Genomic DNA, 26,709 nt, shown 5'->3' with positions numbered 1-26,709 from the left:
CGATTGTTACATCTGATCGGTCGTAAGGGGCAACGTCAGTTTCAGGCGTGTTCCACCCGGTCGGGAATAAATCGTACACCCCGCCTGCTCACCGTATCGCCGGTGAAGAGCACGTCGTAATAAAAACAAATTACTCGTTTCCGTCTTTTTATCCTGCTCCCAGCGTTTTAAGAATTCGGCCGGTATGCCGACTCCGTTGTCCGACACTTCAAGCACCCAGTGTGTCTCTTCCTGAAATGCCCGGACATCAATCCGGTGATACGGACCGCTTTGGGGAAAAGCATGGCGTAACGCATTATCGACAAGCTGTGTCACGAGCAACGGAAAGACAAAATGTTCTTCAACGGCCGTTTCGATATCTAAATCAATCGTAACCGCAGCCGGTGTCAATGGATGATGCCGGCGGATTCCTTCCAGCGACAAGTAAGATTTTAAGGTCAGTAATTCTTCACGTAAGGGATACATGTCGAGTCGTCGTGCTGTCGTAAGCAGTTGTCGCAAAGCTCCGAGCTGTTGTTTGACCGGGGTATCCGGATCAGCCGTCTGATGGATTTCATCGACGATCCCGAGGAGGTAGTTCGGACTCAGGATCGGTTTAATACTGGTGTTCGGAAATTGATTCAGTTGTTCCTCTTGGTGAACGACGAGTTCGCGTGCCAAAAGATCCACCAACTGTTCCATCGTTCGCTCCATCGTATCATCGAACAGATAGACCGGAAACCAACAGACAATGCCAGCTTTCTTCCCCTCGACCTGTAAAGGATGAAACGAGATGATTTGACGCGTCAGCTCATCTTCCGACCGGTAAACGGCAGCCGTCTCCACCCATTCCAAAATCGTCTGATGCTGGAATAAATCCGCTGTATCGTGTCCCGTCCGGACATCGGCCAAAATCCCATCCGGTCCAAGTAAAACGACACGGTTGATTTTCGTTTCTTCCAAGATTGTCGATCCGATTTTCCGGGCGACATCAACCGTCATGCCATTTTTACGCAACGGACGAATCGCATCCAATAAACGATAGGAACGTGCGGATTCGCGAACGAACAATTCATTCTCAATTTTCAACTGCGTCCGTAAGATCGCAATGAAGACACTGATTCCGACTGCATTCGTAAACAACATCGGAAAGACGGCTTGACGTGTCAATTCCAGTACACGGGCTTGGTCCGGCGCCAACATCAATGCTACACCAATGTCGAGGATGACAGCAGTTAAGACGATACCAATCGGTTGGAGCAAGGAATAGCCGTCTTTCCTGCGCCACTGGCGACTGTACAACCCACTCAACAATCCTGTTCCAACCGCAATGATCCCAGCCGATTCCGCACCGAATGCACCGAGGTAATACCGGTGAAATCCGACCAGTAACCCGGTCAAACCGCCGACGAGCGGACCACCAAGCAGACCACTCGTGACGATAATCGTCAATCGGGTGTCGACGATCCACTGGTCCGGTGAAACGGCTAATCCAAGTAACGGATCAATCGTTTTATCCGGCGAAAGACCAATTCCGGCATAGTTCATCAAAATACCCGATACGACAAAAACACTCAGCAAAATGAAACGATGACTACGGCGCGACGACGTTTGAAACAAATGGCGCGATATCCGCCATTGCGACAATAAAAAAGCCAGTAAGGCTAACATGCCTAAGCGGCTGAGTAAAAACGGGATTTGCTCAAGCACTGGACGTCTCCCTTCTCAAAAAAAAATAATCTCTCGTCTCTTTACTCTTTCCCGCTTCCTCCCTCGTTTCCCTACTACGATTTGTCTTCTTTACACAATCAGTCGGATTTTCAATTTTTGACTGATGACTTGTCCTAAAAAAAAAGCACCTTTCGTACAGGACGAAAGATGCTGTCGGTTATTCCGCTTGTTCAAGCGGATGTAACCATAATTTGATCTGATTGATTTGATAGTTCTCCATCTCGATCACTTCGACCGAGAAGGCTTCCGTATCAATGTGTTCTCCCGGTTGCAGGTCGATGTTATGCATTTGGATCCAACCGCCGATCGTATCGACGTCTTCGTCGTTCGTAAACGTCATACCGAACCGGGCTTCGAGATCTTCAAGCAAAACGGTTCCCGCGACCAAATACTCATTGTTCGGCAACTCTTGAATTTCTTCGACTTCATCCGTATCAAACTCGTCCCGAATCTCACCGACGATTTCTTCGAGTAAGTCTTCCATCGCGACGATGCCGGCTGTTCCGCCATACTCATCAACGACGAGGACGATATGTGACCGCGTCTTTTTCATCTTCCGTAACGTGTCCTGGAGCGAAGTGACTTCCGAGACGACCGGTAAATCCTTCACGTAATGTGTGACCGGATGATGGTTTCCATTGGCGAAGTCCGTCAACATCTCCTTGACGTTGACATAACCGAGAATCCGGTCCTTATCATTTTCTTCCGTGACCGGATAACGGGTAAACGGATTATCCATGAATATTTCCATCAGCTCGTCTTTTGACAATCGTTCTGAGATCGTCGCCATTCGCATCCGTGGAACCATCAAATCTTTGACGATATGCTCGTCAAATGCAAAAACATTCTGCATCAGTGCGAGTTCCGTCTGATTGATTTCTCCGCTTTGAAAACTTTGTGCCATGATGATTTTCAATTCATCTTCTGAGTGGGCTTGTTCGTGACCAGCCGGTTTGACACCGAATAATCCAAGGAAAAAGCGGGCTGAACCATTGAGTAACCAAATGAACGGATACAGGATTTTCCCGAAGATATACAGGGGACGGGCAAACAATAAGGTCATTTTTTCCGCATATTGAATCGCTAACGTCTTCGGAGCAAGTTCTCCGATGACGACGTGTAGGAACGTCACGGAAACAAAGGCAATCCCGAATGACAACAAAGTCGAGACGGCAGCCGAGACGCCGAATTCATCAAACACCGGGTGCAGGATTTTTTCGACGGTCGGTTCACCGAGTGCACCAAGACCAAGTGCCGTTACCGTGATGCCAAGCTGACAGGCAGACAAGTAATAGTCCAGGTCCCCGGCAATCTTCTTCGCCAGGACGGCACTCTTATTTCCTTCCTGAATCATTTGATCCAGACGCGACATCCGTACCTTGACGACCGCAAACTCTGATCCAACAAAAAACGCGGTCAACACGATCAATAACACCACTAAAAATAAATTGATAAATAATATAGTATCCAAAATCCCCTAAACAGGGGTCACCTCCATTTTGTTGTTACAGCTGCGCAATCAGGGAAGCAATCAATGTCAGACGTTGAGACAGTTCGAGACGAATCTCCTGTTTCTCATAGTCGGTCGATTGCAATAAACGCTGTTCGAGACCGTTGACGCTTTCTTGAAGCTGCTGTACTTCTTGATAAATGGCATCACCCGTTTTGACTTCACGCTCGGTGAAGAAAGCAAGAATCTCTTGCAGGGACAGCCGTTGTGTCTTTAAATACTCAATCTTTTGAATATGCTGGACGACATCTTCCGTATACAAACGATAACCAGCTGGTGTCCGCTCTGTTGTTAATAAACCGAGCGATGTATAGTAGTCGATGGTCCGTTTTGATAAGCCGGTGGCCTCCGCGACCTGACCGATTTTAAGCAACGCCTTCCCAAAGATCCTCACCTCCCTCTCATTAAATAATGCTTTTATCATACCACGGTTAAACCGTACACAACAACGTTATGCTTATTAGGCACCTTTAAAAAACGCCCCCTCTTTCTTAGAGGAGACGTTCCGTTTGCTCAAGCTATTTTTTAAACTTAGTTTGTTACCGCTTCCTTCATTGGTGTTCCGACGATTGACCGTTCGAGCAGTTCGACGACATCATAGGTCGCGACTTGCTCGTCGACCTCTTTCGCCTTCGTTCCGTCGCTGAGCATCGTCAGGCAGTACGGACAAGCTGATCCGATGACGGATGGTTGCACCGTCAACAACTGTTCGGTCCGTGCGACGTTGACCCGTGCGCCGACTTTTTCTTCCTGCCACATCATCCCACCGCCGGCTCCACAACACATTCCTTTTTCCCGGTTGCGTTCCGTTTCGACAAGCGTGATACCCGGAATTTTCTCTAAGATATAACGTGGTGCATCATAAATGTCATTGTAACGCCCGAGGTAACACGAATCATGGTAGACGACCCGTTCACTAACCTCATGAACCGGTTTGATCCGTTGATCGTCAATCAACCGGGCGAGCAGCTCTGTATGGTGATACACTTCGACGTCCGGGCTGAGACCAAAGTCCGGGTACTCGTTTTTGAACGTATTGTACGCATGCGGATCAATCGTGACGATTTTTTTAACATCGTATTTCTCAAACGATTTGATGTTTGCTTCCGCGAGTTCTTGGAACAGAACTTCATTCCCGATGCGGCGTGGTGTATCACCGGAGTTTTTCTCATCGTTACCGAGAATCGCAAACGAGATGTCCGCTTCATTCAAGATTCGTGCAAACGCCATCGCGATTTTTTGACTGCGGCTGTCATATGAGCCCATCGCTCCAACCCAGAAGAGGTACTCGAACTCTTCGCCGGCTTTTTTCTTTTCTTTTGCAGTCGGGACGACCAGCTCTTCGCGCGTTTTGCGCCAGTTTTCGCGTTCTTTCCGGTTCATCCCCCATGGATTCCCCTGGCGTTCGATGTTCGCCATCGTCCGTTGCATCTCGGGATCCATTTTCCCTTCCATCATCACAAGGTGACGACGGAGGTCGATGATTTTATCAACGTGTTCGTTCATGACCGGACATTGGTCTTCACAATTTCGGCATGTCGTGCAGGCCCAAATCTCTTCTTCAGTGATGACGTTACCGATCAACGAATCCGGGACGACATCCATCTGACCCGCTGCAGCAAGTGACGCAATCTGATTTCCCTGTGACCCTTCAAAGGCAAACGCTGGTGCCCACGGAGATTTTTGGGTGATCGCCGCCGTCTTCATATTCAGGTGATCACGCAGTTTAACAATCAAGTCCATCGGTGACAGCATTTTTCCGGTTCCGCTGGCCGGACACATGTTGGTACAGCGGCCGCATTCGACACAGGCATATAAATCAACGAGTTGCTTTTGATTAAAATCTTCAATCCGGTTAACACCAAAGCTGAATTCTGCCTCGTCGTCTTCTGCTTCTTCCATGACTGACAGATCAATCGGTGCGAGGCGTCCGACTTTTGACGTCCGGCCGAGCCAAACGTTGGCTGTTCCGGCAATCAGGTGGGCGTGTTTGCCTTGCGGGATATAGACCATGAAGCTGAGTAAGAACAGCAAGTGCGCCCACCAGAAGAAGACAAACAATCCAAAGGCGACTTGTTGCGGCACCCAGCTGAATAGGAAGGCAATCGCCGACGCGACCGGTTCACCGAACGTGGAATGATTTTCATAGACTAAGAAAAATCCGTTTCCGAACAGAACAGCGACCATCAGACCGCCGATGAAAATCAAGGCAAGACCGGCCATGAAGTTCCGTTTCAGACGGACCAATTTTTCAACATAGCGGCGGTAGAATCCCCAAACGACAGCCACTAAGATGACGAGCATGACGATTTCCTGGAAAAATGTAAAAATCGGATAAAGTGGACCGAGCGGAATATGTGGAAAACGTTGTCCGACCGCGAGCCCCTTCCAGATAAAATCAATCGCTCCAAATTGAACGAGTAAAAATCCGTAAAACATCATGACGTGAATCGTACCGCTTTTCTTATCCTTCAACAGTTTCTTTTGTCCAAATACGTTGACGAGAACCGCATTGAGCCGTTCTTTGTTCGTCAGCGTCCATTCCGCTTTTTTCCCCCTGCGAATCGCCTCGTACCGACTTTTGACAAGCGTGACGAATAAATAACCCGCGTATCCTGCGATGAGCAGGAAAGCGATCCAGTTAATCAGTAAAAATGTCCCCATGAAATAAGCCCCTTTCCCCCTAAAGCCATTATTTGATATGAGTATAGCATATAATGAATGGCTATTCATTCATTATTTTGATGTTTATTCTCTTTAATAAATTATTGACTTGAACTTACAAAAAATAATTTAAATTGAAAAATAAGTAGGTTAAAATTAAAAAGTTCTAATATATGTATATTTTGTAGGAGGTAATTGGCTTTGAACGGAATTTTACAACATTCAAGTGGCTTAATTAAAGAGGTAAAAGCGGGATTCTCATGGACAACGTTCTTTTTTGGATTCTTTCCAGCATTTTTCCGGGGAGATATGAAGTGGGGATTGATTCAATTGATCGTCGGTATCGTCACTACACTTTTGACTGCCGGTTTCGGGGGATGGATTGTCAATATCGTTTTTTCTTTCTTGTACAATAAAATTTATATTAATGATTTAATCGAAAAAGGATATCGTCCGATTGATCATTCCTTCCAACAAGCATTAAAACAACGTGGAATTCATGCAAAATTGTTATCTGAAACTCCCACTTCACAATCAGCAATTTAATACCATTACATGTAGATATCTCTAAAAAGTGAGTTTGACTTGAATGTCATCCTTCATAATTAAAAGAGGACACCGGATTTCAAATTCCAGTGTCCTCTTTTACTTACCGGGAAATCATTTGATTCACGAGACTCCTACAAAAAAACACCTTTCTTTAATCCATATCCGGTATTAACACGATTTTCCCAAGCTTTCCTGTTTCTTTAAAGTAGGACTGAGCTGCCGCTGCCTCTTCAAGCGGGAACATCTGGTCGATGACCGGTTCCAGTTTTCCGGCGGCAATCGCGTCAAGCATCTGTGCGTATTCCGCCCGTGTTCCAAGAACGGAACCGTAAAACGTTAAGTGCTTCAGGTACAACGTCCGGAAATCAAGATTCGTCTGTTGTCCACCGGCAGAACCGGAAATACAGAACTTACCGCCGTTTTTCAGGACGTTCAGAGTCGTCTTGAATAATGCATCTCCAACGACATCGAGGACGGCGTCAATTGGTCCGGCATTCACGGAAAGAATCTCTTCCGCTAATTTGTCCGACCGATAGGACAAAACATGTGTTGCCCCCAGACGTTTCAACTCTTGTTCCATTTTCATGTCGCCGACCACTGCAATCACAGTTGCTCCAAAGACGCGGGCAGCAATTTGAACGTTCAACGAACCGACACCGCCGCTTGCCCCCGTCACGAGGACGGTTTGCCCCGGTTGTAACTGGAGTTGTTCGTTCATATGCCAGGCCGTTAATCCACTGACCGAGAAAACAGCACTTTTGACATAATCATCAAGCGGCATCGCATAACACAGTTCTGCCGGCCAGACGACATACTCGGCATATCCCCCGTCATACTCCGATCCGATGAACGACATATCTTCACTGATGTGTTCCGTTCCAAGCTGACCGCCTGAGGTGAACGGAAACAAGACGACGTCTTGACCGTTGCGTGCTTCGTCGACCCCGCTTCCGACTTGCACGATCCGTCCACTGATGTCGGAACCCGGGACACGGGGAAACTGAACGCCTTCCGGTTTCCAGCCTGATTTGCTGTCCGATCCGTAGGCCCCTTCGCGCATCCAGATTTCCGTGTTGTTGATGCCGCATGCTTTCACTTCGACCAGGACTTCCCCAGCACGCGGTGTCGGGACCGGACGTTCCACGACTTCGAGTTGCTCGACACCACCATATCCATTGACTTGAACAGCTTTCATCTCATCGCCTCCATCGCTTAACTTTTCTATCTCTTTTACCCGATTACCAGACCATCTGTTCATACAAATAATAAGATTTAGATGCTTTATTCAAATAATCCTGCAACGGTTCAAGCACATCACGATTCAGGAGATAGTCCCCCAACTGTTCGATCGGCACCCACTGACTGTCGACGACTTCTCGGTCAGGATCATTTGGTAACAATTCGCCTCTGATCGTACATTCAAAATAGGTAACGAGACTGTGGGCGTCAAACTGTTCGATGAAGTTTTCTGTCACGTATGCCAGTTCGAACGTCTCGACGGACAGTCCGGTTTCTTCTGCCATCTCCCGTTTTAAAGCGTCCGCCAGCGTCTCGCCGGCTTCAATCACACCAACCGGCAGACTCCACACCGCTCTTTCCCCATCTGCCTGATTTTTGACCAACAGCAACTGATCCCCCTGTCTGACAATCCCGACGACAATCCGGTATAACGTTCTCATGCTGATTCCCCCTTTGTCATGAACATCAAAAAAAAGCAGCCCGTTCAAATATCCTTTGAATGGAACTGCTCTGGCACGTACTTATTCTAATCCAAGCGATTGCGGTAATTTAACGGCACGTGCATATGCTGTTTTGTAATCTTTTTTCGACACGGCCTGTTCGACTTCACGGAGCGCCGGATGATTTTCTTCTGAAAACGCCCCTAAAATCGTCAAGTAACGTTCGTAGACCGAATCATCTTCCTTGCGTGCATGAAGTAACGCTGTGTAGAGCATGACCGTATCTTCTCCGTACAAGACCGGTAAATCTTCGTTGATCAATAATAACGAATCAATCGCATCGGAATCGACTTTCGAATTGTATTCCGTCATGACCTGTTCTGCCAGTGCTTCGAGTTGATCGCGCCATTCATTGTATTTCGGCTCGTCATTCTCTAACCATTCAAACCAATCTTCTTCGAGCATCTGTTCCATTTCTTTTACTGTTTGTTCAAACGCCATGTGTTTCACTCCGTTCCCAAGTTAATTCAATCGTATACAGACCGACCGGCTGATGATTCATCATCAGATCGTATTGGAATTGCATACGTTGTTCTGTCATTTCAATCGTTGCCGTTTCCGTCTCCATCACCATCTGACCAAACTGACTCTCATAACCACTTTTGGTTTTTTGACCCAAAATGAAGACATGGTGCATTGAGACCGGACCTTTCCGGTTCAGGGCAACTTGATCGTGCGACCACTTGATGGTCGTATCAATCGGTTGTTCATCTTCTTGCATGAACTTCAGGGCAAACCCGTCTTTTGTTTCAAACAAAGTCCCGTCTGCTTCTAATTCAACGGACTCCCGCATCGCGTCATCCTGAATCGATGTCACTTGTCGCAGGCGGACCGGATAACGTACTGGTTTCACTTCTATCACCTCATCGTCTAGCGTACACGATTTTCTTCTGTCCTGCATCTTCTTGATTTCTTTTTTAGCGACAGCAAAAGCTGGATTCGGCATCTGCCAAATCCAGCCTTGTTTTAACGTACGCGGTACAGGCGTGCTTCAAAAGGTTGAAGCGTGAGTTCGGTTCCTTCATGATACGTTGTCTCATAGTTCGCAAGCATGATGTTATCCGAATGGAGGATGATGTCGGTGTCGACTTCCGCCACTTCGTCTTTCAGGTTCGTCACAATCAGGAACTGTTCGTTTCCGAGCGTCCGCGTGTAACCATAGACTTTTGTATCTTCCGGAAGAATGAGATCGTATTCTCCGTAAATCAACGTCTCTTCCATCTTCCGGATTTGAATCATCCGTTTATAGAAGTTCAGGATCGAATCCTCATCGGCTTGCTGCGCCGCCACGTTGATGTCGGCAAAGTTCGGATTGACACCGAACCATGGGGATTGTTCCGAGAAACCGCCGTTTTGTTCATTTGTCCACTGCATTGGTGTCCGGGAGTTATCACGCGACGAGTTCCAGATGACTTCCATGATCTCTTCGTGTGTTTTCCCTGATGCCAGTTGCATGTTGTACATGTTTTTCGTCGCGACATCATCGTAGTCGGAGATATCCGGGAACTGGACGTTCGTCATCCCGATTTCTTGTCCTTGATAGATGAACGGTGTTCCTTGCATGAAGAAATACATCATCGCAAGTGACTTCGCGCTTTGTTTCCAGTACTGTCCTTCATCACCCCAAAGGGAGACGGAGCGGACCTTATCGTGGTTTTCAAGATACAGTGCGTTCCAGCCTGTTTCTTCAAGTCCTTTTTGCCATTTCGTCAAAACTTGTTTCAGTTTAACAACGTCGACGCCTTTTTCGGCATCTGCCCGCCACAGGTCCATGTGTTCAAACTGGAAGACCATGTTCATCTTGCCGTTTTCTTCTCCGACCCAAAGATCTGCTTCTTCCGGCGTTACACCGTTCGCTTCACCGACTGTCATGATGTCGTATTTTGAGAACGTCTCGTTTTTCAATTCTTCGAGATATTCGTGAATCCCTTCGACATTCATGTGCATCTCAAACGATGGCACGTGCGGCATGCCGAGTGGATTAGGAAGATCTGCGTATGACTGATCTTTATTAATGTGGCTGATGGCATCAATCCGGAAACCATCGACCCCTTTGTCGAGCCACCAGTTGATCATCGTGTAGACCGCTTGGCGCATGTCTTTATTCCGCCAGTTCAAATCTGGCTGACGACGTGAGAAGACGTGCAGGAAATACTGCTCGGTCTTTTCATCGTATTCCCAAGCAGAACCGCCAAAGATACTTTCCCAGTTGTTTGGCTCCCCACCGTTGACGGCATCCTTCCAGATGTACCAGTCGCGTTTGTCATTATCTTTTGACGAACGGGATTCGAGGAACCACGGGTGTTCATCCGACGTGTGGTTGACGACCAAATCGAGTAATACTTTAATGTCACGTTTATGTGCTTCTTCCATTAATAAATCAAAATCGGCCATCGTTCCGAATTCGTCCATGATGTCTTCATAATCACTGATGTCATATCCATTGTCATCATTCGGTGATTTGAACATTGGGCAAATCCATAATACATCGACTCCGAGATCTTTTAGATAATCCAACTTGGCAATGATACCCGGGATATCGCCGATTCCATCATTGTTTGCATCATAAAAGCTGCGCGGATAGATTTGGTAAGCAACTGCCTCTTTCCACCAAGCTCGTGTGAGTGTTTTTTGTGCCGTTTCCGGACGCGGTATCATTTGTGTCATTATGGATAAATCCTCTCGTATTTCAGTCTTTGTTGTCCGTTTTTTTATACTAATTCTTGATATTTTATAGTAATCATCGGTTCATTCTAATTAAGCGCAACCGATTGCGCAAATACCCTATATTCATCTTATCAAACCCAGTTGGAATGTCAATGATTCGGGACATTCTTCATTACTTCACACATGTATGAAATTTGATTCTTTACGAATTGTTATTGAAAAAATACATTACATTTACTGAATTATCCTACACTGTTTATCGGTCAATTTCTAGCCTTTTGCACAACCTTTTTCGGAAAAGCGAATCTTTTTTTCAATCTTCGGGTATATCTTTAACAATGCGAATAAAAAAGGGGGATTTTGTAAATGAAGGGGCAGTTTTTAATCAATGGGCAGTGGCTCGATCAGGGACGTGAACGGACGGATGTGAAAAATCCGGCGACAGGTGAAATCGTCGGAAGTGTGCCAAACGGAACGAAATCCGATGTTAATGAAGCGGTTGAAGCAGCTCACAAGGCTTTTCCGGAATGGTCGAAACGGACGGTTTATGAACGCGCGGCGCTTCTTGAAAAATTGTATGCGAAAATGCTTGAGAAAAAAGATGAATTGGCCAGACTGATGACACTTGAGATGGGTAAACCGCTCGCAGAATCAGAAGGTGAAGTCGAATACGCGGCGAACTTCGTCAAGTGGTTCGCGGAAGAAGGAAAGCGGGCATACGGGCGGATTATCCCGTCACATGATGCCACTAAACGCCTCCATGTCATCAAACAGCCGGTCGGGGTCGTCGCTGCGATTACTCCATGGAACTTCCCGGCTGCCATGATCACCCGGAAATTGGCACCGGCGCTCGTCGCAGGCTGTACGTTCGTCCTAAAACCGCCCACCGCCACTCCGTTGACAGCACTCCGGTTACTCGAACTCTGTCAGGAAATCGGCATTCCGGACGGTGTCGTCAATGCGGTGACCGGAAGCGGGAAAGACTTAGGTGAATCCCTCGCCACTCATCCACACGTTGCTAAAATCACGTTCACGGGGTCGACGGAAGTCGGTCGGACGTTGATGGCACAAGGTGCGGAAACCATCAAAGCGATGTCACTCGAACTTGGTGGACATGCCCCGATTCTTGTCTTTGACGACTGCGATCTCGATCTTGCCGTCAGAGAAACGATCAAATCGAAGTTCCGTAACGGTGGACAGACATGTGTCTGCGGCAATCGCATCTATGTCTCGGATTCGATTTATGATACGTTCGTTGAAAAGCTCGGTCAGGAAACAGCCAAACTCAAAACCGGCAACGGACTCGATAGTGACACGAAAATCGGTCCGATGATCAACAAGGCCGGCTACGATAAAGTCAAAAAACATGTCGATGATGCGACATCGGCTGGCGCCCGTGTTGTCACCGGCGGATCAGGACAAACAGATGACGAAAACGAGATCTACTATTATGAAGCAACCGTTCTCGCCGATGTCACCCCGCAGATGCTGATCATGAATGAAGAGACATTTGGTCCGGTTGCGCCTGTCCAACGTGTCAGTTCAGATGAAGAAGCTGTCCATTATGCCAATCAAACGCCGTTTGGTCTTGCTTCGTATGTCTTTACGAACAATTATGCCCGGGCATTCCGCGCAATCGAAAGTCTCGACTACGGGATCGTCGGGTGGAATGACGGTGTTCCTTCAGCCGCCCAGGCTCCGTTCGGCGGAATGAAACAATCCGGCGTCGGTCGTGAAGGCGGATCAGAAGGTCTCGAAGCTTATCTCGAGACGAAGTATGTATCGATTGGCGGACTCGATCAATGAACGCGGCCGAACGATTTGTCCAGTGTCTGGAAGCGGAGGGCGTCACGCATATCTTCGGAGTTCCCGGTGAAGAAAACATCACCTTACTTGAAGCAATCAGTAAATCGGATATCACGTTCATCACGACACGCCATGAAACGAACGCTGCCTTCATGGCATCGATGTTCGGCCGGTTAAGTGGACGCCCCGGCGTCTGCCTGTCGACGCTTGGTCCCGGAGCGACCAACATGATGACGGGAATCGCCAGTGCGACGATGGATCATTCGCCTGTCGTCGCCATTACCGGACAAGGTGCAACGTGGCGTCAACATAAGGCATCCCATCAAATGTTTGATTTAGTCGAGATGTATCGACCAATTACCAAGTCTAGTACGTCGATTGTTTCAGGAGAAGTCATTTCAGAAGTCGTCCGCCAAGCATTTGCTCAAGCTGCTTCCGAAAAACCAGGCGCGACACACATTTCCTTTCCGGAAGACATCGCAAAAGCCGATGTCGATGCCAAGACACCGATTTTACGGGATAGTATTCCGACCTTCCTGCATCCGACATCTGTTACGGACAGCGATGTCCTGTTGCAAATCGAACAGGCAGAACGTCCAGTCGTGATTGCCGGATTCGGAATCAACCGAAGTGGTGCTACGGATGCTTTCCATGCTTTCGTCGATCAATTGGGTGCTCCTGTCGTCGAGACAATGATGGGGAAAGGCACGATCTCATCTTTTCATGAGCTCGCTGCCCACACCATCGGCTTACCAAATGCCGATTATAACCAACGGATTCTTGATCAAAGTGATTTAATTATTGCTGTCGGCTACGACATTACAGAATTGCCGCCTTCAAAATGGAATCCGAATCAGACACCCGTTTTGCATATCGATACCAATCAACATGAAATCGATCAGTTCTATCCTGTTGTCGCGAATCTGATCGGCTCGTTACCCGATATCTTGCATCTGCTCTCGGAAAGTATTCCGAACCGATCCTGGACCGGATGGCAACAGGACCGTGACCGGCTGCGTCAAGAAATCCAGGCGACGTATTCCCTCGCCCTTCCGCTCCATCCTCAAAGCATCGTGCGTGAGCTCGAACAGGCAACAGGTGAGGACGGGATGATTTTTTCGGATGTCGGTGCCCACAAAGTATGGCTCGGACGGCATTTTCAGACGACACGTCCTAATCAATTGTTCATCTCCAACGGTTTTTCTTCGATGGGATATGGCTTGTCGAGTGCGATTGCCGCTAAACTGTTGCATCCGGAACAACGTGTCCTCTGTGCTTCAGGAGACGGTGCCTTCTTAATGAATGGTCAGGATCTCGAAACCGCGGTTCGGTTGAAATTGCCGATCGTCGTCATCATCTGGCGCGATGGCACATACGGACTGATTGAATGGAAACAACAGCAAGCGTACGGTCGTGCACCTTATATTGAATTCGATAATCCGGACCTTGTACAACTGGCTGTCGCCTTTGGGGCACTCGGGTTGCGTGTCGGAGAACACGGTACCCTGTCCAGTTGTCTCGAACAAGCTTTTCTGAGTGACGGACCCGTTTTAATTGACTGTCCGGTCGATTACAGGGAAAATCTGAAGTTAAGTGACCGTTTACGGACTTATGGAGGCTGATAAAGATGACCCAACTCAGAAAATTACAATCGATTTCCGATTTTGATCAATTCGTTTCAGAACATGCAACATTCGTGATTTGTAAACACAGTACGACCTGTCCGATCAGTTCAGCCGGTTTTTCCGCCTATACGAAATATGCGGATACAACAGCAATTCCGACTGCTTATTTATTGATTCAGGAAGCTCGGACATTGTCGAATCATATCGCAGAACAGTACAACGTCCGGCATGAATCACCGCAAGTCCTGTTCATTCAAGATGGAAAAGCGGTCTGGACGACCTCCCATTATGACATCACGACAGATGCCTTACACACACACGTCGGATAATTGTCTCAGCTTTGCAAAAACGTGCGCCTTCTCCTGTTGCATTTGATACAGGAGAAAGCGCACGTTTTTTAATGATTCCAAGTTAGGTTACAGCCCTTCTCCTTCATAACAAATAAAATTACCTTTCTTAGCTATTAATATTTGTAATTCAAGCTAATTCAGATTAAGATAGACAACAGATATAACGACCGTATAGAATTGTGTACTGTTAGTTCATTAAGGAGGAAAACCATGTCACACGAAAAATCTGCTACCGCTCGTCCCCCTTACGGCATACTTGCCGTATTGATGATTGGTGCCTTTATTGCTTTTTTAAATAACACCTTACTCAACATCGCTTTGCCGTCTATCATGAAGGATCTGGAGATTGAAACGTCAACGGTCCAGTGGTTATCGACCGGTTTCATGCTCGTCAACGGGATTTTGATTCCGACTTCTGCTTTCCTGATTCAAAAATTCTCGGTCCGCCGTCTGTTCCTGCTCGCGATGACACTGTTCTCTGCGGGTACGATTCTTGCCGGATTTGCGGACGCTTTCCCGGTCCTGCTTGCCGGACGAATGATCCAGGCTTCCGGATCTGCGATCATGATGCCGCTTCTGATGAACGTCATGCTCGTCAGCTTCCCGATTGAAAAACGTGGAACGGCGATGGGCTTCTTCGGACTCATCATGATGGGGGCTCCTGCGATTGGACCAACCCTTTCCGGTTGGATCATCGAACATTACGATTGGCGGATGTTGTTCCACTTTATTACGCCAATCGCCCTGATCGTGCTCGCTGCCGGTTTCTTCCTGCTTCGTGACGTCAAAGAACGCTCTAACGCAAAACTCGACTTTATGTCCGTCGTCTTGTCTTCTTTCGGATTCGGTGGTCTCCTGTACGGTTTCAGCTCTGCCGGTTCAAAGGGTTGGGATAGTCTCCAAGTCATTTTAGCGTTAGTCATCGGGGTCGTTGCACTGGTAACATTTATCATGCGTCAATTGAGAATGGAACGTCCGATGCTCAACTTCAAGATTTACCGTTATCCGATGTTTGCTTTATCGTCCGCCATCTCGATAGTCGTGACGATTGCCATGTTCTCCGGGATGTTACTGTTACCGATTTATGTTCAGACGATTCGCGGGATTTCTCCGCTTGATGCCGGTCTGATGTTACTGCCGGGTGCCATCCTTATGGCTGTCATGTCACCAATCAACGGGAAACTATTTGATAAGATTGGCGGTCGTCCACTCGCCATCACCGGCTTGTTCATCACGGTTGTCACAACCTACTATTTCAGCCAACTTAAAATGGATACGACTTATACCCATTTAATCGTCCTTTATTCTCTCCGGATGTTCGGGATGTCGATGGTTATGATGCCGGTCTCGACGAATGGTCTGAACCAATTGCCGACCCGTTACTATCCACACGGGACAGCGATGAATAATACGTTACAACAAGTTTCCGGTGCGATCGGAACGGCGCTCCTCGTTACGATCATGTCCACCCACGCGAAAACACGTGGAGCGGAACTCGCGCAAGAAGCAGCGAAAAACATGACAAGCCAACCAACAGCGGAAGCTGCTGCAGCGATGAAACAACAAATCGTGATGCAGGCAACGCTTGACGGCATTAACTATGCTTTCTTCATCTCAACGTTCATTGCCGGTCTCGCCTTTGCCCTCTCGTTCTTTATCAAACGGGCGACACAAGCGGAAGACATCATCAGCAACCGTTCGTTGAACGAACAAATCATTAAACCGCAAGTTTCCAATCAGTAACACCACTCGTTGTTGATCTAACAGCGGACCAGAGCTAGGGGCTGACTTTTGAGTCAGCCCCTTTTTCGTTTGGTTTTTTAAACTCCAGTCTCTATACTGGTACCCCCTATACCTATATGATATACTCGACGTATCAACTACTCCGGAAAAGAGGTGTACTTATGACTCATGATCATCCCCTTGTTCCCCGTTCCACTGAAGAACAAGATGCCTTATTAAAACGTTTAAAACGAATTGAAGGTCAAGTCCGCGGCATTGCCAACATGGTCGAGGAAGACCGGTATTGTATCGATATCCTGACTCAGACCGCATCGATTCAAGCCGCACTCCGGCAAGTCGAGTTGCAGGTCATCGAACGTCACGTCAAGATGTGTATGCACGATGCAGCGACCGGTGAACAGGATACCGGTGTCTACGTCGACGAATTGATGGCCGTTATTGCCCGTCTCAAGAAGTAAGGAGGGATTTCGATGTCAAAAACGATGGAACTGAATATCGAAGGCATGACGTGTGCAGCCTGCTCGGCTCGGATTGAAAAGGTGTTGAACCGGATGGACGGAGTCGAAGCCACCGTCAACCTGCCGCTCGAAACAGCACGGATTGCTGTTCCGGAAGAGATGGATGAACAACTGATTTTAGATAAGATTAAAAAAATCGGATATGGTGCCACCATTAAGACGGCACCACACGAACAGGTACAGAACCGCCGGATGCTCTACCGCTTTTGGATTGCCGCTTTCTTGTCCCTGCCGTTACTGCTCAGTATGATCTCGCACATTCCGAACAGTCCGATCCACTTCCCGTGGCTTATGAATCCGTGGATTCAGTTCGCCCTGGCGACGCCAGTCCAGTTCATCATCGGTGCCCCCTTCTATGTCGGCGCCTATAAAAGTCTCCGGAGCGGAAGTGCCAACATGGACGTCCTGGTCGTACTCGGTACTTCCGCAGCCTACTTCTATTCTGTTGCCGAAATGATGGTTCATCCCTTGATGCCGAATCTCTACTTTGAGACGAGTGCGGTTCTGATTACCCTCGTCCTGCTCGGGAAAGTACTGGAGGATCGTGCCAAACAACAAACAACCGGTGCGATCAAAAGTCTTCTTTCCTTACAGGCGACGGATGCCGTCGTCCTGGAGCATGGCGTCGAGCGGATGGTTTCGCTTGATCAGGTCCAACCCGGTATGCAATTAATCGTCAAACCCGGTCAAAAAATTCCGGTCGATGGTGTCATCACAGCTGGTGATGCCTATCTGGATGAATCGATGTTGACCGGCGAACCGCTCCCGGCTCATAAAGGGATCGAGGATGTTGTAATCGGCGGGACCTTGAACACGAACGGTCACCTGACGATTCAAGCCACGAAAGTCGGTCAGGAGACGATGCTTGCAAGCATCATCCGTGTCGTCGAACAAGCCCAAACAGAAAAAGCCCCTATTCAACGTCAGGCGGACCGGATTTCCGGTATCTTTGTTCCGATCGTCGTCGCCATCGCGCTCGTGACGCTTGCCGTCTGGTGGTGGACGACCGGTTCATTCGCTGAAGCGATTCGTCCGGCGATTGCCGTTCTCGTCATTGCCTGTCCCTGTGCTCTCGGGCTCGCGACTCCGACGTCGATCATGGTCGGAACCGGTAAAGGGGCAGAACACGGGGTACTGTTCAAGGGCGGGGCCCAACTCGAATCGTTACAACACGTGGACGCTGTTGTCTTTGACAAGACGGGAACGTTGACGATCGGACGCCCGGTCGTGATCGAGACGTTTGGACAAGAACAGGCCCTGGATTTTGCAGCTGCCCTTGAAAAAAAATCGGAACATCCTCTCGCTCATGCTATTACCGAAGAGCGGGACGTCGTCTTTGATATCGAACACTTTACAGTCGATCCCGGTCGCGGTGTCCGGGGATTGATTATGAAACAAGACATCATGGTCGGGTCGGCACGGATGATGGAAGAACACGGCTTATCCTTACCCGACTGGACATCCATCGGAGCAACGGTTGTGTATGTCACGGTAAACGGGACGATCGAAGCGGGTTATGCCATCCGGGATGAATTGAAACCGACTACCAAACAGGTCATTCAGGAGATTCAGCAGACCAAAGCGGTTTATTTGTTGACCGGAGACCGGCGAGAAGTCGCCTTACAACTCGCAACGGAACTTCAGATTCCAAAGACCCATGTCTTTTCCGATGTCCTGCCGATTGAAAAAGCCGATCACATCAAAGCACTTCAATCGAATGGGCAACGGGTCGCGATGGTCGGAGATGGTATCAATGATGCGCCGGCCCTTGCGACAGCAAATGTCGGGATTGCCCTCGGCAGCGGGACGGATGTCGCTCTCGAAGCAGCAGACGTCACATTGCTGGGACATGATCTGCAACAAGTCATCACCGCCATTCGACTGAGTGAACAAACGATGAAGAACATTCGGCAAAACCTGTTTTTCGCACTCGGCTATAATGCGATCGGGATTCCGATTGCCTGTCTCGGTCTGCTCGCCCCTTGGGTCGCAGGAGCCGCAATGGCATTCAGCTCTGTCTCTGTCGTCACAAATGCGTTACGCTTAAAACGTATTCCACTATCCAAAGGAGGAAACTAATCATGAAAGAAACAACTTTAACTGTCGTCGGAATGACATGTAATCACTGTAAAGCAAGCGTTGAATCCGCGTTGAACGAACTCAACGGGGTAACGAATGCAACCGTCTCCCTTGCAGAAAACAATGTCACAGTGACACACGAAGACGTCGCGACAGAACGTCTCGTCGAAGCGATTGAAGAAATCGGATATGACGTTCCGACTGCCTAATTTTTTAGCCAAACTGCGTGAAACATGCAGTTTGGCTTTTTTATTTTGAAAAAAACGGGAATGGTTCTACAAGGAGGGGTTCGTATGGTACCGAAAATCGAATTCGTAGAACACTTCGATGACAACAAAGGAAAACGATTTAAAATCGAACTTTGGAATCTCGGAACCTTCACATTCAGTGCCGAATCAGCTAAAGGACCTGTCACCCGGTTTACGTCCATCGACATTCAATTCGTCCAGACTTGTGTTAGTCGGATGCGATCGATTGTCGATGCCAAAAAAGCTTTCCAAGAAGATCAACCCGTCTAAATGATTCTCCGACACATATAGCATGAACCCGGATTTTCGAAAGGGTTATTACACTCATAGTCCAAGACTGTGAGTTTTTTGTTTTCAGGTCAATACTTTCCATGCAAACATTAAATTCTTAAAAAAAGGATTACCGGTTTTCAAAAAACAGCCGATAACAATAAGACACCAAAAATCTTAATTTTGAGAAAATCGGGGGCATAACGTGCGTAATCCATTTAAAACTAAAGCATCGATGTCGACTTATCAGGCGACAATCGGATTTCCTGACAAACGACTTATTACAAAAACAAGTGATCCAAGCTTAACAGGACGCTTGGAATACATGGGCTATACAGAAGAACATCTGCAAACCTTAAAAGCGATGGCGCCTGTCGTCAACAGCATCTTGGACGAAGTGCTCGAGCAAGTCCTCGATCACCTGCTTTTGCATCCAGAGATGGTTCAGATTGCTCAAAATTCATCGACTCGCGAACGTTTGAAAAAAGTCTTTGCGGATTATTTCGGCAGTTTATTGACTGGTAACATGGATGATAAGTTCCTGGCGATGCGGACACGGATGGGAAAAACCCATAATCGTAACTTCGTCCCGGTCACTTGGTTCATCGCATCTTACGCAGCATTCAATACCTTATTGGTTCCAAAAATCGTCGAACATTTCCAACACGATCCGGCTCAGTTAGCGAATGCGATTCTGGCGCTCAACCACGCGATGAATCTAGATGCGCAAATCGTGACAAGTCAATACGTGGATGCCCGCTTACATGAAGTCAGTGCCGCAAACGAATCACGGAGTCGCCTGTTGCAGGATGTCGTGCGTGTCAGTCAAGAAGTCGCAAGCACCGTCGAGCAGACGGAAGAAGCCATTTCTGAGACGAGCCGTCGGGCAACACAAATCTTATCCGAAACCGATCAAACGGAAAAAACAAGTCGTAATTTGGTCGGATTGACGTCAGAAAATGAGACTAAAATGGATAAAATGGAACAACAGTTTGTACAGGCAACGGAACAAGTCAGTACTTCATTAACAAGTATCCAGCAACTGAAAACAACTTCAGACGAAATCGTCAAGATGACACAAGGCATCGAAGATATTGCCAATCAGACGAACTTACTTGCCTTGAATGCTTCGATTGAAGCGGCTCGTGCCGGTGAACACGGTAAAGGATTCTCTGTCGTCGCAATCGAAGTCCGGAACTTGGCGGAAAACGCGAAATTACTCAGCAGCAGCATCAACAGCCTGATTCAAAAAAATAACGGGAACATCAATGAACTCGTTTCCCAAATGGATGACATTACCCGTTCAAACTCCGCTTCCCGTAACGAACTGCAACAAGTGAAGAGCGGCATTCACACCGTGAAACAGGAAATGGAAAACTATTTGGAGATGTTCGGTCGTAACAAAAACGACTTAAGCCAAATCGTTCAAACGATTCAAGGCATCAGCCAGACGACACAAGGATTGTCCGCCTTAACGACGGATCTTGTTGCGGCTTCTGAAGTCAATGCTTGAGCAAACTGAATAAACAAAGGGACCTCTCCATTGACGGAAAGGTCCCTTTGTTTATTTTTCCTGTTCGGCGGTCACAACCAATCGTTGATCGTATCCTTTCGATTGGGTGAACGTTCCGACACAGGTGATTAACGTTAAACGTTGCGCAAGTGTCGCACCAAAAATGGATCCGACAGGTGCCTGGTCAACGGGATAAGACATCACGTTCGTCACCACGTATGAAACCTGTTCTCCCGTTTTAGAATTGACTTCAATCCGTTGTCCCCGTTTCACTTTTGCCAAGTCATAAAAGACAGCCGGACCATTCGTATCATCTAAATGCCCTGCCAGAATGACATTGCCGGTCTGATTGGCTTTTGCTCCGTATTGGTACCAACCGACTTGATCTGTCTGCTTCGGAACATCCATCCGCCCTTTGTCATCTCTTCCAACGACTTCGACTTTTGCATCCACATCGATGGTCGGAATCTTTAGACGGTTCGGTACAAATGTTGCCACTGCTTCTGCTTCAGACTTTGGTGCCGGTGATTCGACGACAGGTGTTGCCGGTTCCTCAGAGCGTGGAGGAGGAGAAGTTTCCTCTGCTCCTCCACATCCTGCAAGCAACACGGTAATGAATAACAAGAGGTTACGCGTTTTGTTTACGACGGACGACATAAGCTGTCCCAACAAGTGCAGCTCCAGCAAGTGCTACAAGTGCCCAAGTTGTTGCCATCGATGACGTTTCAGTTGTTCCGCCAAGACCTGTGTCCGGCATTGCTGCCATTTCACCGCCGTCCGGAATCAAGAGGACGTCAAAGGCTGGTTCGCCTTCAAGTAGCCCGATTGCGAGTGCTGTATAGTTTTTACCGCTGTCGAGTTTGATGCCGTCGAGTGCCTTAACGACATCCGTTGCACCGGCAGGTCGTACTTCAAGATCGTACGTACCGGCATCCAGTGTACCGTAATCCGAGACTTTCGAGAATTCGAGGTCGCTGAAGAGTGGGTCTCCACCTTTTGGTGCGACATCAACGGCTGGTGCATCCGGTGCAAAGTGAGCGACACGGACCATTGATTTTCCATCTTCACCTTTGCCGTTATCTTCCATGACAGCAAGTTTAATGTCTGCCAATTTACCGATTGCCGCAACAGAATAGAATTTTCCGGCTTCGATGTTGAGTGTTTGAGAAAGTACAGGATCTTTTGTTGTACCGGCTGCGAAGACTTCTACTTTATGTTCTCCGGCTGGGAGAGTGAGATAATCTGTGACGGCTTTAAATTCTGCTCCTGAGACTGCTTTTTTGCCATCGACGGCGATGTCCACTGCTGGAGCATCAGGTGAAGCGTGAATCACACGAACCATTGCATCGTCCGCTGCACCTACCGGGAGCACAAATAGTGCGAATAGCAGAGCAGCTGTGACGAAAGATAAGAGTTTCTTCATCTTTTTTCCACCTCTCATGTCATGATGTATTTCGCTCTCAAACCAACAAATCTTTTTTACGCTTTACTTTACTGAAAGAAACTTTTTTGTGGTGACACAGAAAATATTTCCCTCGTGGTGACATCTTAAACTTAAAGTAATTTCACCCACCTGTAAATGTTTCAATATGCTTTTTCCGGCAAAAATTGCACATTGCACTTTATTTAAAAATGAAATAAATTAAAGTTAAAAACATTAGAAAAGAAGGTTTTTGATTATGAATTCATTAGATTTGAAGATAATTAAGTCACTTATGCAAGATGCCCGCATCAAGTGGTCGACGCTTGCCAAACAGGTTGGTTTATCCGCTCCTGCTACGGCTGATCGTGTTCAACGCCTGCAAGATCAAGGAATCATCCGGCGGTTCGAGACAGTTCTCGATCCGGCTCTTCTCGGTTACGACCTTGGTGCATTCGTCGCCGTCTCCTTGGAGCGTCCCGAACACCGTGATCCATTTTTGCAACGAGTCCAAGAGTTGCCCTATATCCTCGAATGTCATCACATCGCCGGCGAAGATGACTACCTGCTCAAAATCCGTTGTCGCAATACAGAAGAACTGGACGACATCATCACGAACCACATCAAAAGTTTACATGGCATCTCCCGGACGAAAACGACGATCATCATGCGGACATTAAAAGAATCGACGGCTTTGCCGCTGCTTCCGGAGGATTGATCCATGGTAATGAACGGTTTTCTGATCGGCTTCGCCATCGCAGCTCCAGTTGGACCAATCGGGTTACTCTGTATCCAACGGACGCTTCAATTCGGTAGACGCTTCGGATTCGTTTCCGGTTTAGGCGCTGCCACAGCGGATTTAATTTATGGACTGATTGCCTTATCCGGCTTATCACTGATTCAGCTGTTTGTGACACATACCGTTCCGCTTCAATTCGCCGGCAGTCTGTTTCTCTGTTATTTCGGTGTGAAAACACTTAAACAGACACATGAGGTTCCGTTATCCAGGCCAACTACCTCATTAGCAGTAGCATATGGATCGACCTTACTGCTCACGTTGATGAATCCGATGACGATTCTTGCATTTTTAGCCATTCTTGCCCGTTTTCAGGATACAGCAGTATCGCCACTCAGCTTACTGATTGGAATTTTTCTCGGTTCAGCCAGTTGGTGGTTATTTTTAAGTCAGTTGATGCATCTTCTAAAAAAACAACTTTCTCCTGCTCTCTCCCGTTCCATTCAATACTTGTCGGCTTTCTTGTTGCTGGGTTTTGGTGGATACGGATTATATGAACTTCTGATATGACGAAAAAAGGTCAGATTCCGCAAAACGGATCTGACCTTTTCGTTTTTACTTGATAAATCCAATCATCATTTCACGCAAGACCTTGGCAGCCGCGATTGCTGTCATGTCAGACTGATCATACGCCGGACAAACTTCGACGAGATCGGCTCCGATGACGTCGACATCCGCCCGTGCAATCATATGGACGACTTCAAGTAATTCCTTTGTCGTCACGCCGCCGATTTCCTGCGTCCCGGTTCCCGGTGCCGCCGACGGATCGAGCACATCGATATCGATCGTCACGTAAACCTTTTTACCGGCAAGCTTCGGTAAAACAGCTTTTAACGGTTCGACGATTTCGTATTTAAACAAGTTGTAACCAGACGTCTTAGCCCATTCAAACTCTTCTTTCATTCCTGAACGAATGCCGAACGAATAACAGTTTTCCGGTCCAATCAAGTTCGCGATTTTTTTGAGTGGTGTCGAGTGCGACAACGGCTCTCCTTCATACGAATCGCGTAAATCCGTATGTGCATCAAAGTGCAACACAACAAAATCATCATAATGTTTATCGAACGCTTTGACGACCGGCCATGTGACGAGGTGTTCTCCCCCCATACCAAGCGGGAACTTTCCTGCCGTCAGCAACGAATCAACGTATTCTTCGATCATGTCGAGCGACTTTTGGGCATTGCCGAATGGCAACGGGATATCACCGGCATCAAACAATTTCGCATCCGCAATGTCACCATCGAGATACGGACTGTATTCTTCGAGTCCGAGTGACACTTCACGGATCCGGGCTGGACCAAATCGTGAACCGGGACGGAAACTGACCGTCCAGTCCATCGGCATACCGTACAATACACCTTTTGCATCTTCGTGAGTCGGTTGACTCGCGATAAACACCTTACCTGAGTAAGCTTCATCAAATCGCATCATTATTCCTCCATTCATAGAAAGGAGTGCCCCTAAAAAACGGAACACTCCTGGCGTTTAATTAAATCGTTAAATCTTTGACGAACTTCGGTAGCGCGAATGCAGCTGTATGAAGTTCCGGTGTATAGTATTTCGTTTCGATATCGTGGAAACGTTCTGGTGCGACAGCGAGAGGATCATGTTTTTTCGATCCAATCGTAAATGTCCACAGACCGCTCGGATACGTCGGAACGTTGGCAATGTAAAGTTTTGTGATCGGGAAGATTTCTTTGACGTCGCGTTGAACATCACGGATCAAGTCCGGTGTGAACCATGGGTTATCCGACTGTGCGACGAAAATACCGTCTTCTTTTAATGCTTTCGAGATTCCAGAGTAGAATCCTTTTGTGAACAGGTTGACCGCTGGACCGACCGGTTCTGTCGAATCGACCATGATGACATCATATTCATTAACAGCTTCTGCGATATGCATGAACCCGTCTCCCACGATGACTTCAACACGTGCGTCGTCAAGACCGCCTGCAATGTTCGGTAGATATTTTTTCGAGTATTCGATGACTTTTCCGTCGATTTCGACAAGAACCGCCTTCTCAACTGATGGGTGTTTTAAGACTTCACGGATGACTCCGCCGTCTCCTCCACCGACGACCAAAACTGATTTTGGGTTCGGGTGCGTAAAGAGTGGAACGTGTGCGACCATTTCGTGATAGACAAACTCATCACGATCTGTCGTCATGACCATTCCGTCAAGTAACAACATCGTACCGAACTCGTCCGTCTCAACCATCTCCAGGCGTTGAAACTCCGTTTGTTCGCTCTCATAAACGTGGTTGACACGGAATGTGATACCGTAATCTTCCGTTTGGTGTTCCGTGAACCATAACTTTAATTTTTGTTCCATTTGCGATAGAACCCCTTTCTTTCATCAAGACAAAAGTTGTTCGTATGCGAGTGGCGTTTACGGCGCTTCTTAATCATACAAATGCGAGTATACCGAACTTTGAAAGAAACTTCTATATAATTCGAAAAGATTCGCCTGTTTTTTTAGTCGACGACCGTGACGATTTCACCCAGGCACCGACGCTGTTTCGCTCGTTTCGGTTCATCCGCCCGATAGCCAAATGCAACCATGACAGGTACGGTGAAAACCGATCGGTCGAGCACACCGTGCCGTTCCAGAATTTGTTCCACTGCCTGTTGATCAAATCCTTCAATCGGACAAGAGTCGATTCCGATTTGCGCTGCGGTCGACATCATGTTTCCAAGTGCGATATAGGCCTGTTTCGCAGACCAATCCGCCATCGCCTTTTCATTATCCCCAATCTTGAAATCTTCTTCGAGGAACAGACCGTATCGTTTTGTGCGACCGGCTTTTGCTTCCTCCGACAGACCTAACAGATCCATCATGTGCGTCACATGTTCCCCGTCCGGTTGCATCTGTTTCCCTGTCCGGGCAAGGAAAATGACATAGTGGCTCGCCGTTGGCAATTGACCTTGTGCTCCCCAGGCAACGTCCCGAATTTCATTTCGAACGGCTTCGTTTTGAATGACGAGCAGATTCCACGGTTCGTATCCGAAAGAGCTCGGTGAAAGACGTGCCGTCTCTAAAATAAATGAAAAATCTTCTTCTGTTATTTTTTTTGTTGGATCAAATGATTTGGTCGCATGACGGAACTGAAAAGCATCGATAATCTGTTGTTTTGTTTGATCGTGATTCATGAGTGATTCCCCCTACGTAATATAATGACTACCTGATACGATATCAAACCCGTTTCACTTCGTCTGTTTTTTTGCTTCATCAATGTATCTGAAATGCATGTTACAAAACAGAAGAACCGGGAAATAATAAATAATTCAACTTTTTCATTCTGTCTGTTCCATCAATTCAAAGGCTTCATTCCAGGGTTTTTCTAGATTACACCGTTTTGTTTCTCGCCCCCTCACTTTCCATCATTACCCATTTTCGTTTGCCAGTCCGTTCCATCTTTGTTACGGTTAGAACTTGCGTGATTAGGTTTTGTTTTCAAATGACGCGGGTATTACTAATGTCGTTGTCTAAACGAGTTACAAAACT

At 47.5% G+C, this 26,709-nt stretch carries 26 protein-coding genes; 12 read left to right on the top strand and 14 right to left on the bottom strand.

The window, feature by feature from the left end; all coding sequences use genetic code 11:
- Window positions 1-6 precede the first annotated feature (6 nt).
- The 4 genes from MUN34_RS11750 to MUN34_RS11735 form a co-directional block, all read right to left on the bottom strand.
- Window positions 7-1,689 carry a LytS/YhcK type 5TM receptor domain-containing protein gene (locus MUN34_RS11750; RefSeq protein WP_247857857.1) on the bottom strand — a complete coding sequence of 561 codons (1,683 nt, stop codon included), beginning with the start codon at window positions 1,687-1,689 and terminating at the stop codon, window positions 7-9.
- A gap of 178 nt (window positions 1,690-1,867) precedes the next feature.
- Complete coding sequence (locus MUN34_RS11745) at window positions 1,868-3,181, bottom strand: hemolysin family protein (RefSeq protein ID WP_012369184.1); 1,314 nt, start codon at window positions 3,179-3,181, stop codon at window positions 1,868-1,870.
- A 34-nt stretch (window positions 3,182-3,215) separates the two neighbouring features.
- Window positions 3,216-3,614, bottom strand: a complete 399-nt coding sequence (locus MUN34_RS11740; RefSeq protein ID WP_012369183.1) for a MerR family transcriptional regulator — start codon at window positions 3,612-3,614, stop codon at window positions 3,216-3,218.
- Window positions 3,615-3,751: 137 nt separating this feature from the next.
- The gene (locus MUN34_RS11735; protein ID WP_247857856.1) at window positions 3,752-5,884 is read right to left on the bottom strand and encodes a (Fe-S)-binding protein; all 2,133 of its coding nucleotides are present in this window, start codon (window positions 5,882-5,884) and stop codon (window positions 3,752-3,754) included.
- A gap of 201 nt (window positions 5,885-6,085) precedes the next feature.
- On the opposite strand from MUN34_RS11735, the gene MUN34_RS11730 reads away from it, so the two are divergent.
- Window positions 6,086-6,430, top strand: coding sequence for a DUF2628 domain-containing protein (locus MUN34_RS11730; RefSeq protein WP_247857855.1), 345 nt, complete (start codon window positions 6,086-6,088; stop codon window positions 6,428-6,430).
- Window positions 6,431-6,584: 154 nt separating this feature from the next.
- On the opposite strand, the gene MUN34_RS11725 is transcribed toward MUN34_RS11730, so the two are convergent.
- The 5 genes from MUN34_RS11725 to MUN34_RS11705 form a co-directional block, all read right to left on the bottom strand.
- On the bottom strand, window positions 6,585-7,628 hold the full coding sequence (locus tag MUN34_RS11725; protein WP_247857854.1) for a zinc-binding dehydrogenase: 1,044 nt from the start codon (window positions 7,626-7,628) through the stop codon (window positions 6,585-6,587).
- Between the two features lie 43 nt (window positions 7,629-7,671).
- Window positions 7,672-8,112 carry an NUDIX domain-containing protein gene (locus tag MUN34_RS11720; protein WP_247857853.1) on the bottom strand — a complete coding sequence of 147 codons (441 nt, stop codon included), beginning with the start codon at window positions 8,110-8,112 and terminating at the stop codon, window positions 7,672-7,674.
- A gap of 81 nt (window positions 8,113-8,193) precedes the next feature.
- Entirely contained in the window at window positions 8,194-8,613 is a 420-nt protein-coding gene (locus MUN34_RS11715; protein WP_012369178.1) for a hypothetical protein, read from the bottom strand.
- On the bottom strand, window positions 8,603-9,118 hold the full coding sequence (locus tag MUN34_RS11710; RefSeq protein WP_012369177.1) for a YwiB family protein: 516 nt from the start codon (window positions 9,116-9,118) through the stop codon (window positions 8,603-8,605). The genes MUN34_RS11715 and MUN34_RS11710 overlap by 11 nt, the downstream gene beginning before the upstream one ends.
- Window positions 9,119-9,138: 20 nt before the next feature.
- Window positions 9,139-10,839, bottom strand: a complete 1,701-nt coding sequence (locus tag MUN34_RS11705) for a glycoside hydrolase family 13 protein (RefSeq protein ID WP_012369176.1) — start codon at window positions 10,837-10,839, stop codon at window positions 9,139-9,141.
- A 366-nt stretch (window positions 10,840-11,205) separates the two neighbouring features.
- Between MUN34_RS11705 and MUN34_RS11700 the strand changes: the two genes are divergently transcribed.
- From MUN34_RS11700 to MUN34_RS11660, 9 genes are all read left to right on the top strand, one after another.
- Window positions 11,206-12,645 carry an NAD-dependent succinate-semialdehyde dehydrogenase gene (locus MUN34_RS11700; RefSeq protein WP_247857852.1) on the top strand — a complete coding sequence of 480 codons (1,440 nt, stop codon included), beginning with the start codon at window positions 11,206-11,208 and terminating at the stop codon, window positions 12,643-12,645.
- Window positions 12,642-14,267 (top strand): acetolactate synthase large subunit, encoded by a 1,626-nt coding sequence (locus MUN34_RS11695; protein ID WP_026829481.1) that lies wholly within the window; start codon window positions 12,642-12,644, stop codon window positions 14,265-14,267. The genes MUN34_RS11700 and MUN34_RS11695 overlap by 4 nt, the downstream gene beginning before the upstream one ends.
- 5 nt (window positions 14,268-14,272) lie before the next feature.
- Window positions 14,273-14,599: a bacillithiol system redox-active protein YtxJ gene (gene ytxJ, locus MUN34_RS11690; protein ID WP_026829482.1), complete on the top strand. Its 327-nt coding sequence runs from the start codon at window positions 14,273-14,275 to the stop codon at window positions 14,597-14,599.
- Window positions 14,600-14,830: 231 nt separating this feature from the next.
- Entirely contained in the window at window positions 14,831-16,363 is a 1,533-nt protein-coding gene (locus MUN34_RS11685; RefSeq protein ID WP_026829483.1) for a DHA2 family efflux MFS transporter permease subunit, read from the top strand.
- Window positions 16,364-16,524: 161 nt separating this feature from the next.
- Window positions 16,525-16,821, top strand: a complete 297-nt coding sequence (locus tag MUN34_RS11680; protein ID WP_026829484.1) for a metal-sensitive transcriptional regulator — start codon at window positions 16,525-16,527, stop codon at window positions 16,819-16,821.
- A gap of 12 nt (window positions 16,822-16,833) precedes the next feature.
- A complete protein-coding gene (locus MUN34_RS11675) occupies window positions 16,834-18,960 on the top strand; it encodes a heavy metal translocating P-type ATPase (protein WP_247857851.1) in 2,127 nt (708 codons plus the stop codon).
- A 2-nt stretch (window positions 18,961-18,962) separates the two neighbouring features.
- Entirely contained in the window at window positions 18,963-19,169 is a 207-nt protein-coding gene (locus MUN34_RS11670; RefSeq protein ID WP_247857850.1) for a cation transporter, read from the top strand.
- 84 nt (window positions 19,170-19,253) lie between these two features.
- The gene (locus MUN34_RS11665) at window positions 19,254-19,478 is read left to right on the top strand and encodes a hypothetical protein (RefSeq protein ID WP_026829487.1); all 225 of its coding nucleotides are present in this window, start codon (window positions 19,254-19,256) and stop codon (window positions 19,476-19,478) included.
- Between the two features lie 205 nt (window positions 19,479-19,683).
- The gene (locus tag MUN34_RS11660) at window positions 19,684-20,991 is read left to right on the top strand and encodes a protoglobin domain-containing protein (protein WP_247857849.1); all 1,308 of its coding nucleotides are present in this window, start codon (window positions 19,684-19,686) and stop codon (window positions 20,989-20,991) included.
- Between the two features lie 51 nt (window positions 20,992-21,042).
- Here the strand turns inward: MUN34_RS11660 and MUN34_RS11655 are convergent, their stop codons facing one another.
- Both MUN34_RS11655 and MUN34_RS11650 read right to left on the bottom strand, forming a co-directional pair.
- Complete coding sequence (locus MUN34_RS11655; RefSeq protein ID WP_235188894.1) at window positions 21,043-21,660, bottom strand: class F sortase; 618 nt, start codon at window positions 21,658-21,660, stop codon at window positions 21,043-21,045.
- Window positions 21,620-22,414, bottom strand: a complete 795-nt coding sequence (locus tag MUN34_RS11650) for a DUF4397 domain-containing protein (protein ID WP_026829490.1) — start codon at window positions 22,412-22,414, stop codon at window positions 21,620-21,622. The genes MUN34_RS11655 and MUN34_RS11650 overlap by 41 nt, the downstream gene beginning before the upstream one ends.
- A 256-nt stretch (window positions 22,415-22,670) precedes the next feature.
- Between MUN34_RS11650 and MUN34_RS11645 the strand changes: the two genes are divergently transcribed.
- Both MUN34_RS11645 and MUN34_RS11640 read left to right on the top strand, forming a co-directional pair.
- The gene (locus MUN34_RS11645) at window positions 22,671-23,129 is read left to right on the top strand and encodes an Lrp/AsnC family transcriptional regulator (RefSeq protein ID WP_026829491.1); all 459 of its coding nucleotides are present in this window, start codon (window positions 22,671-22,673) and stop codon (window positions 23,127-23,129) included.
- Between the two features lie 3 nt (window positions 23,130-23,132).
- Entirely contained in the window at window positions 23,133-23,717 is a 585-nt protein-coding gene (locus MUN34_RS11640; RefSeq protein ID WP_247857848.1) for a LysE family translocator, read from the top strand.
- 45 nt (window positions 23,718-23,762) lie between these two features.
- Here the strand turns inward: MUN34_RS11640 and speB are convergent, their stop codons facing one another.
- The 3 genes from speB to MUN34_RS11625 all read right to left on the bottom strand — a co-directional run bounded on the left by speB (window position 23,763) and on the right by MUN34_RS11625 (window position 26,354).
- The gene (gene speB, locus MUN34_RS11635; protein WP_028107152.1) at window positions 23,763-24,635 is read right to left on the bottom strand and encodes an agmatinase; all 873 of its coding nucleotides are present in this window, start codon (window positions 24,633-24,635) and stop codon (window positions 23,763-23,765) included.
- Window positions 24,636-24,696: 61 nt separating this feature from the next.
- A complete protein-coding gene (gene speE, locus MUN34_RS11630; RefSeq protein ID WP_026829494.1) occupies window positions 24,697-25,536 on the bottom strand; it encodes a polyamine aminopropyltransferase in 840 nt (279 codons plus the stop codon).
- Between the two features lie 143 nt (window positions 25,537-25,679).
- The gene (locus MUN34_RS11625) at window positions 25,680-26,354 is read right to left on the bottom strand and encodes an NAD(P)H-dependent oxidoreductase (protein ID WP_247857847.1); all 675 of its coding nucleotides are present in this window, start codon (window positions 26,352-26,354) and stop codon (window positions 25,680-25,682) included.
- Window positions 26,355-26,709: the final 355 nt, after the last annotated feature.

This window comes from Exiguobacterium sp. 17-1, assembly GCF_023096305.1.
Taxonomy (GTDB): domain Bacteria; phylum Bacillota; class Bacilli; order Exiguobacteriales; family Exiguobacteriaceae; genus Exiguobacterium_A; species Exiguobacterium_A sibiricum_A.
The sequence above is the reverse complement of the archived record's forward strand: the minus strand, read 5'-3'. Positions and strand labels throughout refer to the sequence as shown.

Coding starts and splice junctions, on each gene's coding strand:
- MUN34_RS11735 (WP_247857856.1), bottom strand. CDS start 5,884: ATGGGGACATTTTTACTGATTAACTGGATCGCTTTCCTGCTCATCGCA.
- MUN34_RS11725 (WP_247857854.1), bottom strand. CDS start 7,628: ATGAAAGCTGTTCAAGTCAATGGATATGGTGGTGTCGAGCAACTCGAA.
- MUN34_RS11720 (WP_247857853.1), bottom strand. CDS start 8,112: ATGAGAACGTTATACCGGATTGTCGTCGGGATTGTCAGACAGGGGGAT.
- MUN34_RS11715 (WP_012369178.1), bottom strand. CDS start 8,613: ATGGCGTTTGAACAAACAGTAAAAGAAATGGAACAGATGCTCGAAGAA.
- MUN34_RS11710 (WP_012369177.1), bottom strand. CDS start 9,118: ATGCCGAATCCAGCTTTTGCTGTCGCTAAAAAAGAAATCAAGAAGATG.
- MUN34_RS11705 (WP_012369176.1), bottom strand. CDS start 10,839: ATGACACAAATGATACCGCGTCCGGAAACGGCACAAAAAACACTCACA.
- MUN34_RS11700 (WP_247857852.1), top strand. CDS start 11,206: ATGAAGGGGCAGTTTTTAATCAATGGGCAGTGGCTCGATCAGGGACGT.
- MUN34_RS11695 (WP_026829481.1), top strand. CDS start 12,642: ATGAACGCGGCCGAACGATTTGTCCAGTGTCTGGAAGCGGAGGGCGTC.
- ytxJ (WP_026829482.1), top strand. CDS start 14,273: ATGACCCAACTCAGAAAATTACAATCGATTTCCGATTTTGATCAATTC.
- MUN34_RS11685 (WP_026829483.1), top strand. CDS start 14,831: ATGTCACACGAAAAATCTGCTACCGCTCGTCCCCCTTACGGCATACTT.
- MUN34_RS11680 (WP_026829484.1), top strand. CDS start 16,525: ATGACTCATGATCATCCCCTTGTTCCCCGTTCCACTGAAGAACAAGAT.
- MUN34_RS11675 (WP_247857851.1), top strand. CDS start 16,834: ATGTCAAAAACGATGGAACTGAATATCGAAGGCATGACGTGTGCAGCC.
- MUN34_RS11670 (WP_247857850.1), top strand. CDS start 18,963: ATGAAAGAAACAACTTTAACTGTCGTCGGAATGACATGTAATCACTGT.
- MUN34_RS11665 (WP_026829487.1), top strand. CDS start 19,254: ATGGTACCGAAAATCGAATTCGTAGAACACTTCGATGACAACAAAGGA.
- MUN34_RS11650 (WP_026829490.1), bottom strand. CDS start 22,414: ATGAAGAAACTCTTATCTTTCGTCACAGCTGCTCTGCTATTCGCACTA.
- MUN34_RS11645 (WP_026829491.1), top strand. CDS start 22,671: ATGAATTCATTAGATTTGAAGATAATTAAGTCACTTATGCAAGATGCC.
- MUN34_RS11640 (WP_247857848.1), top strand. CDS start 23,133: ATGGTAATGAACGGTTTTCTGATCGGCTTCGCCATCGCAGCTCCAGTT.
- speB (WP_028107152.1), bottom strand. CDS start 24,635: ATGCGATTTGATGAAGCTTACTCAGGTAAGGTGTTTATCGCGAGTCAA.
- speE (WP_026829494.1), bottom strand. CDS start 25,536: ATGGAACAAAAATTAAAGTTATGGTTCACGGAACACCAAACGGAAGAT.
- MUN34_RS11625 (WP_247857847.1), bottom strand. CDS start 26,354: ATGAATCACGATCAAACAAAACAACAGATTATCGATGCTTTTCAGTTC.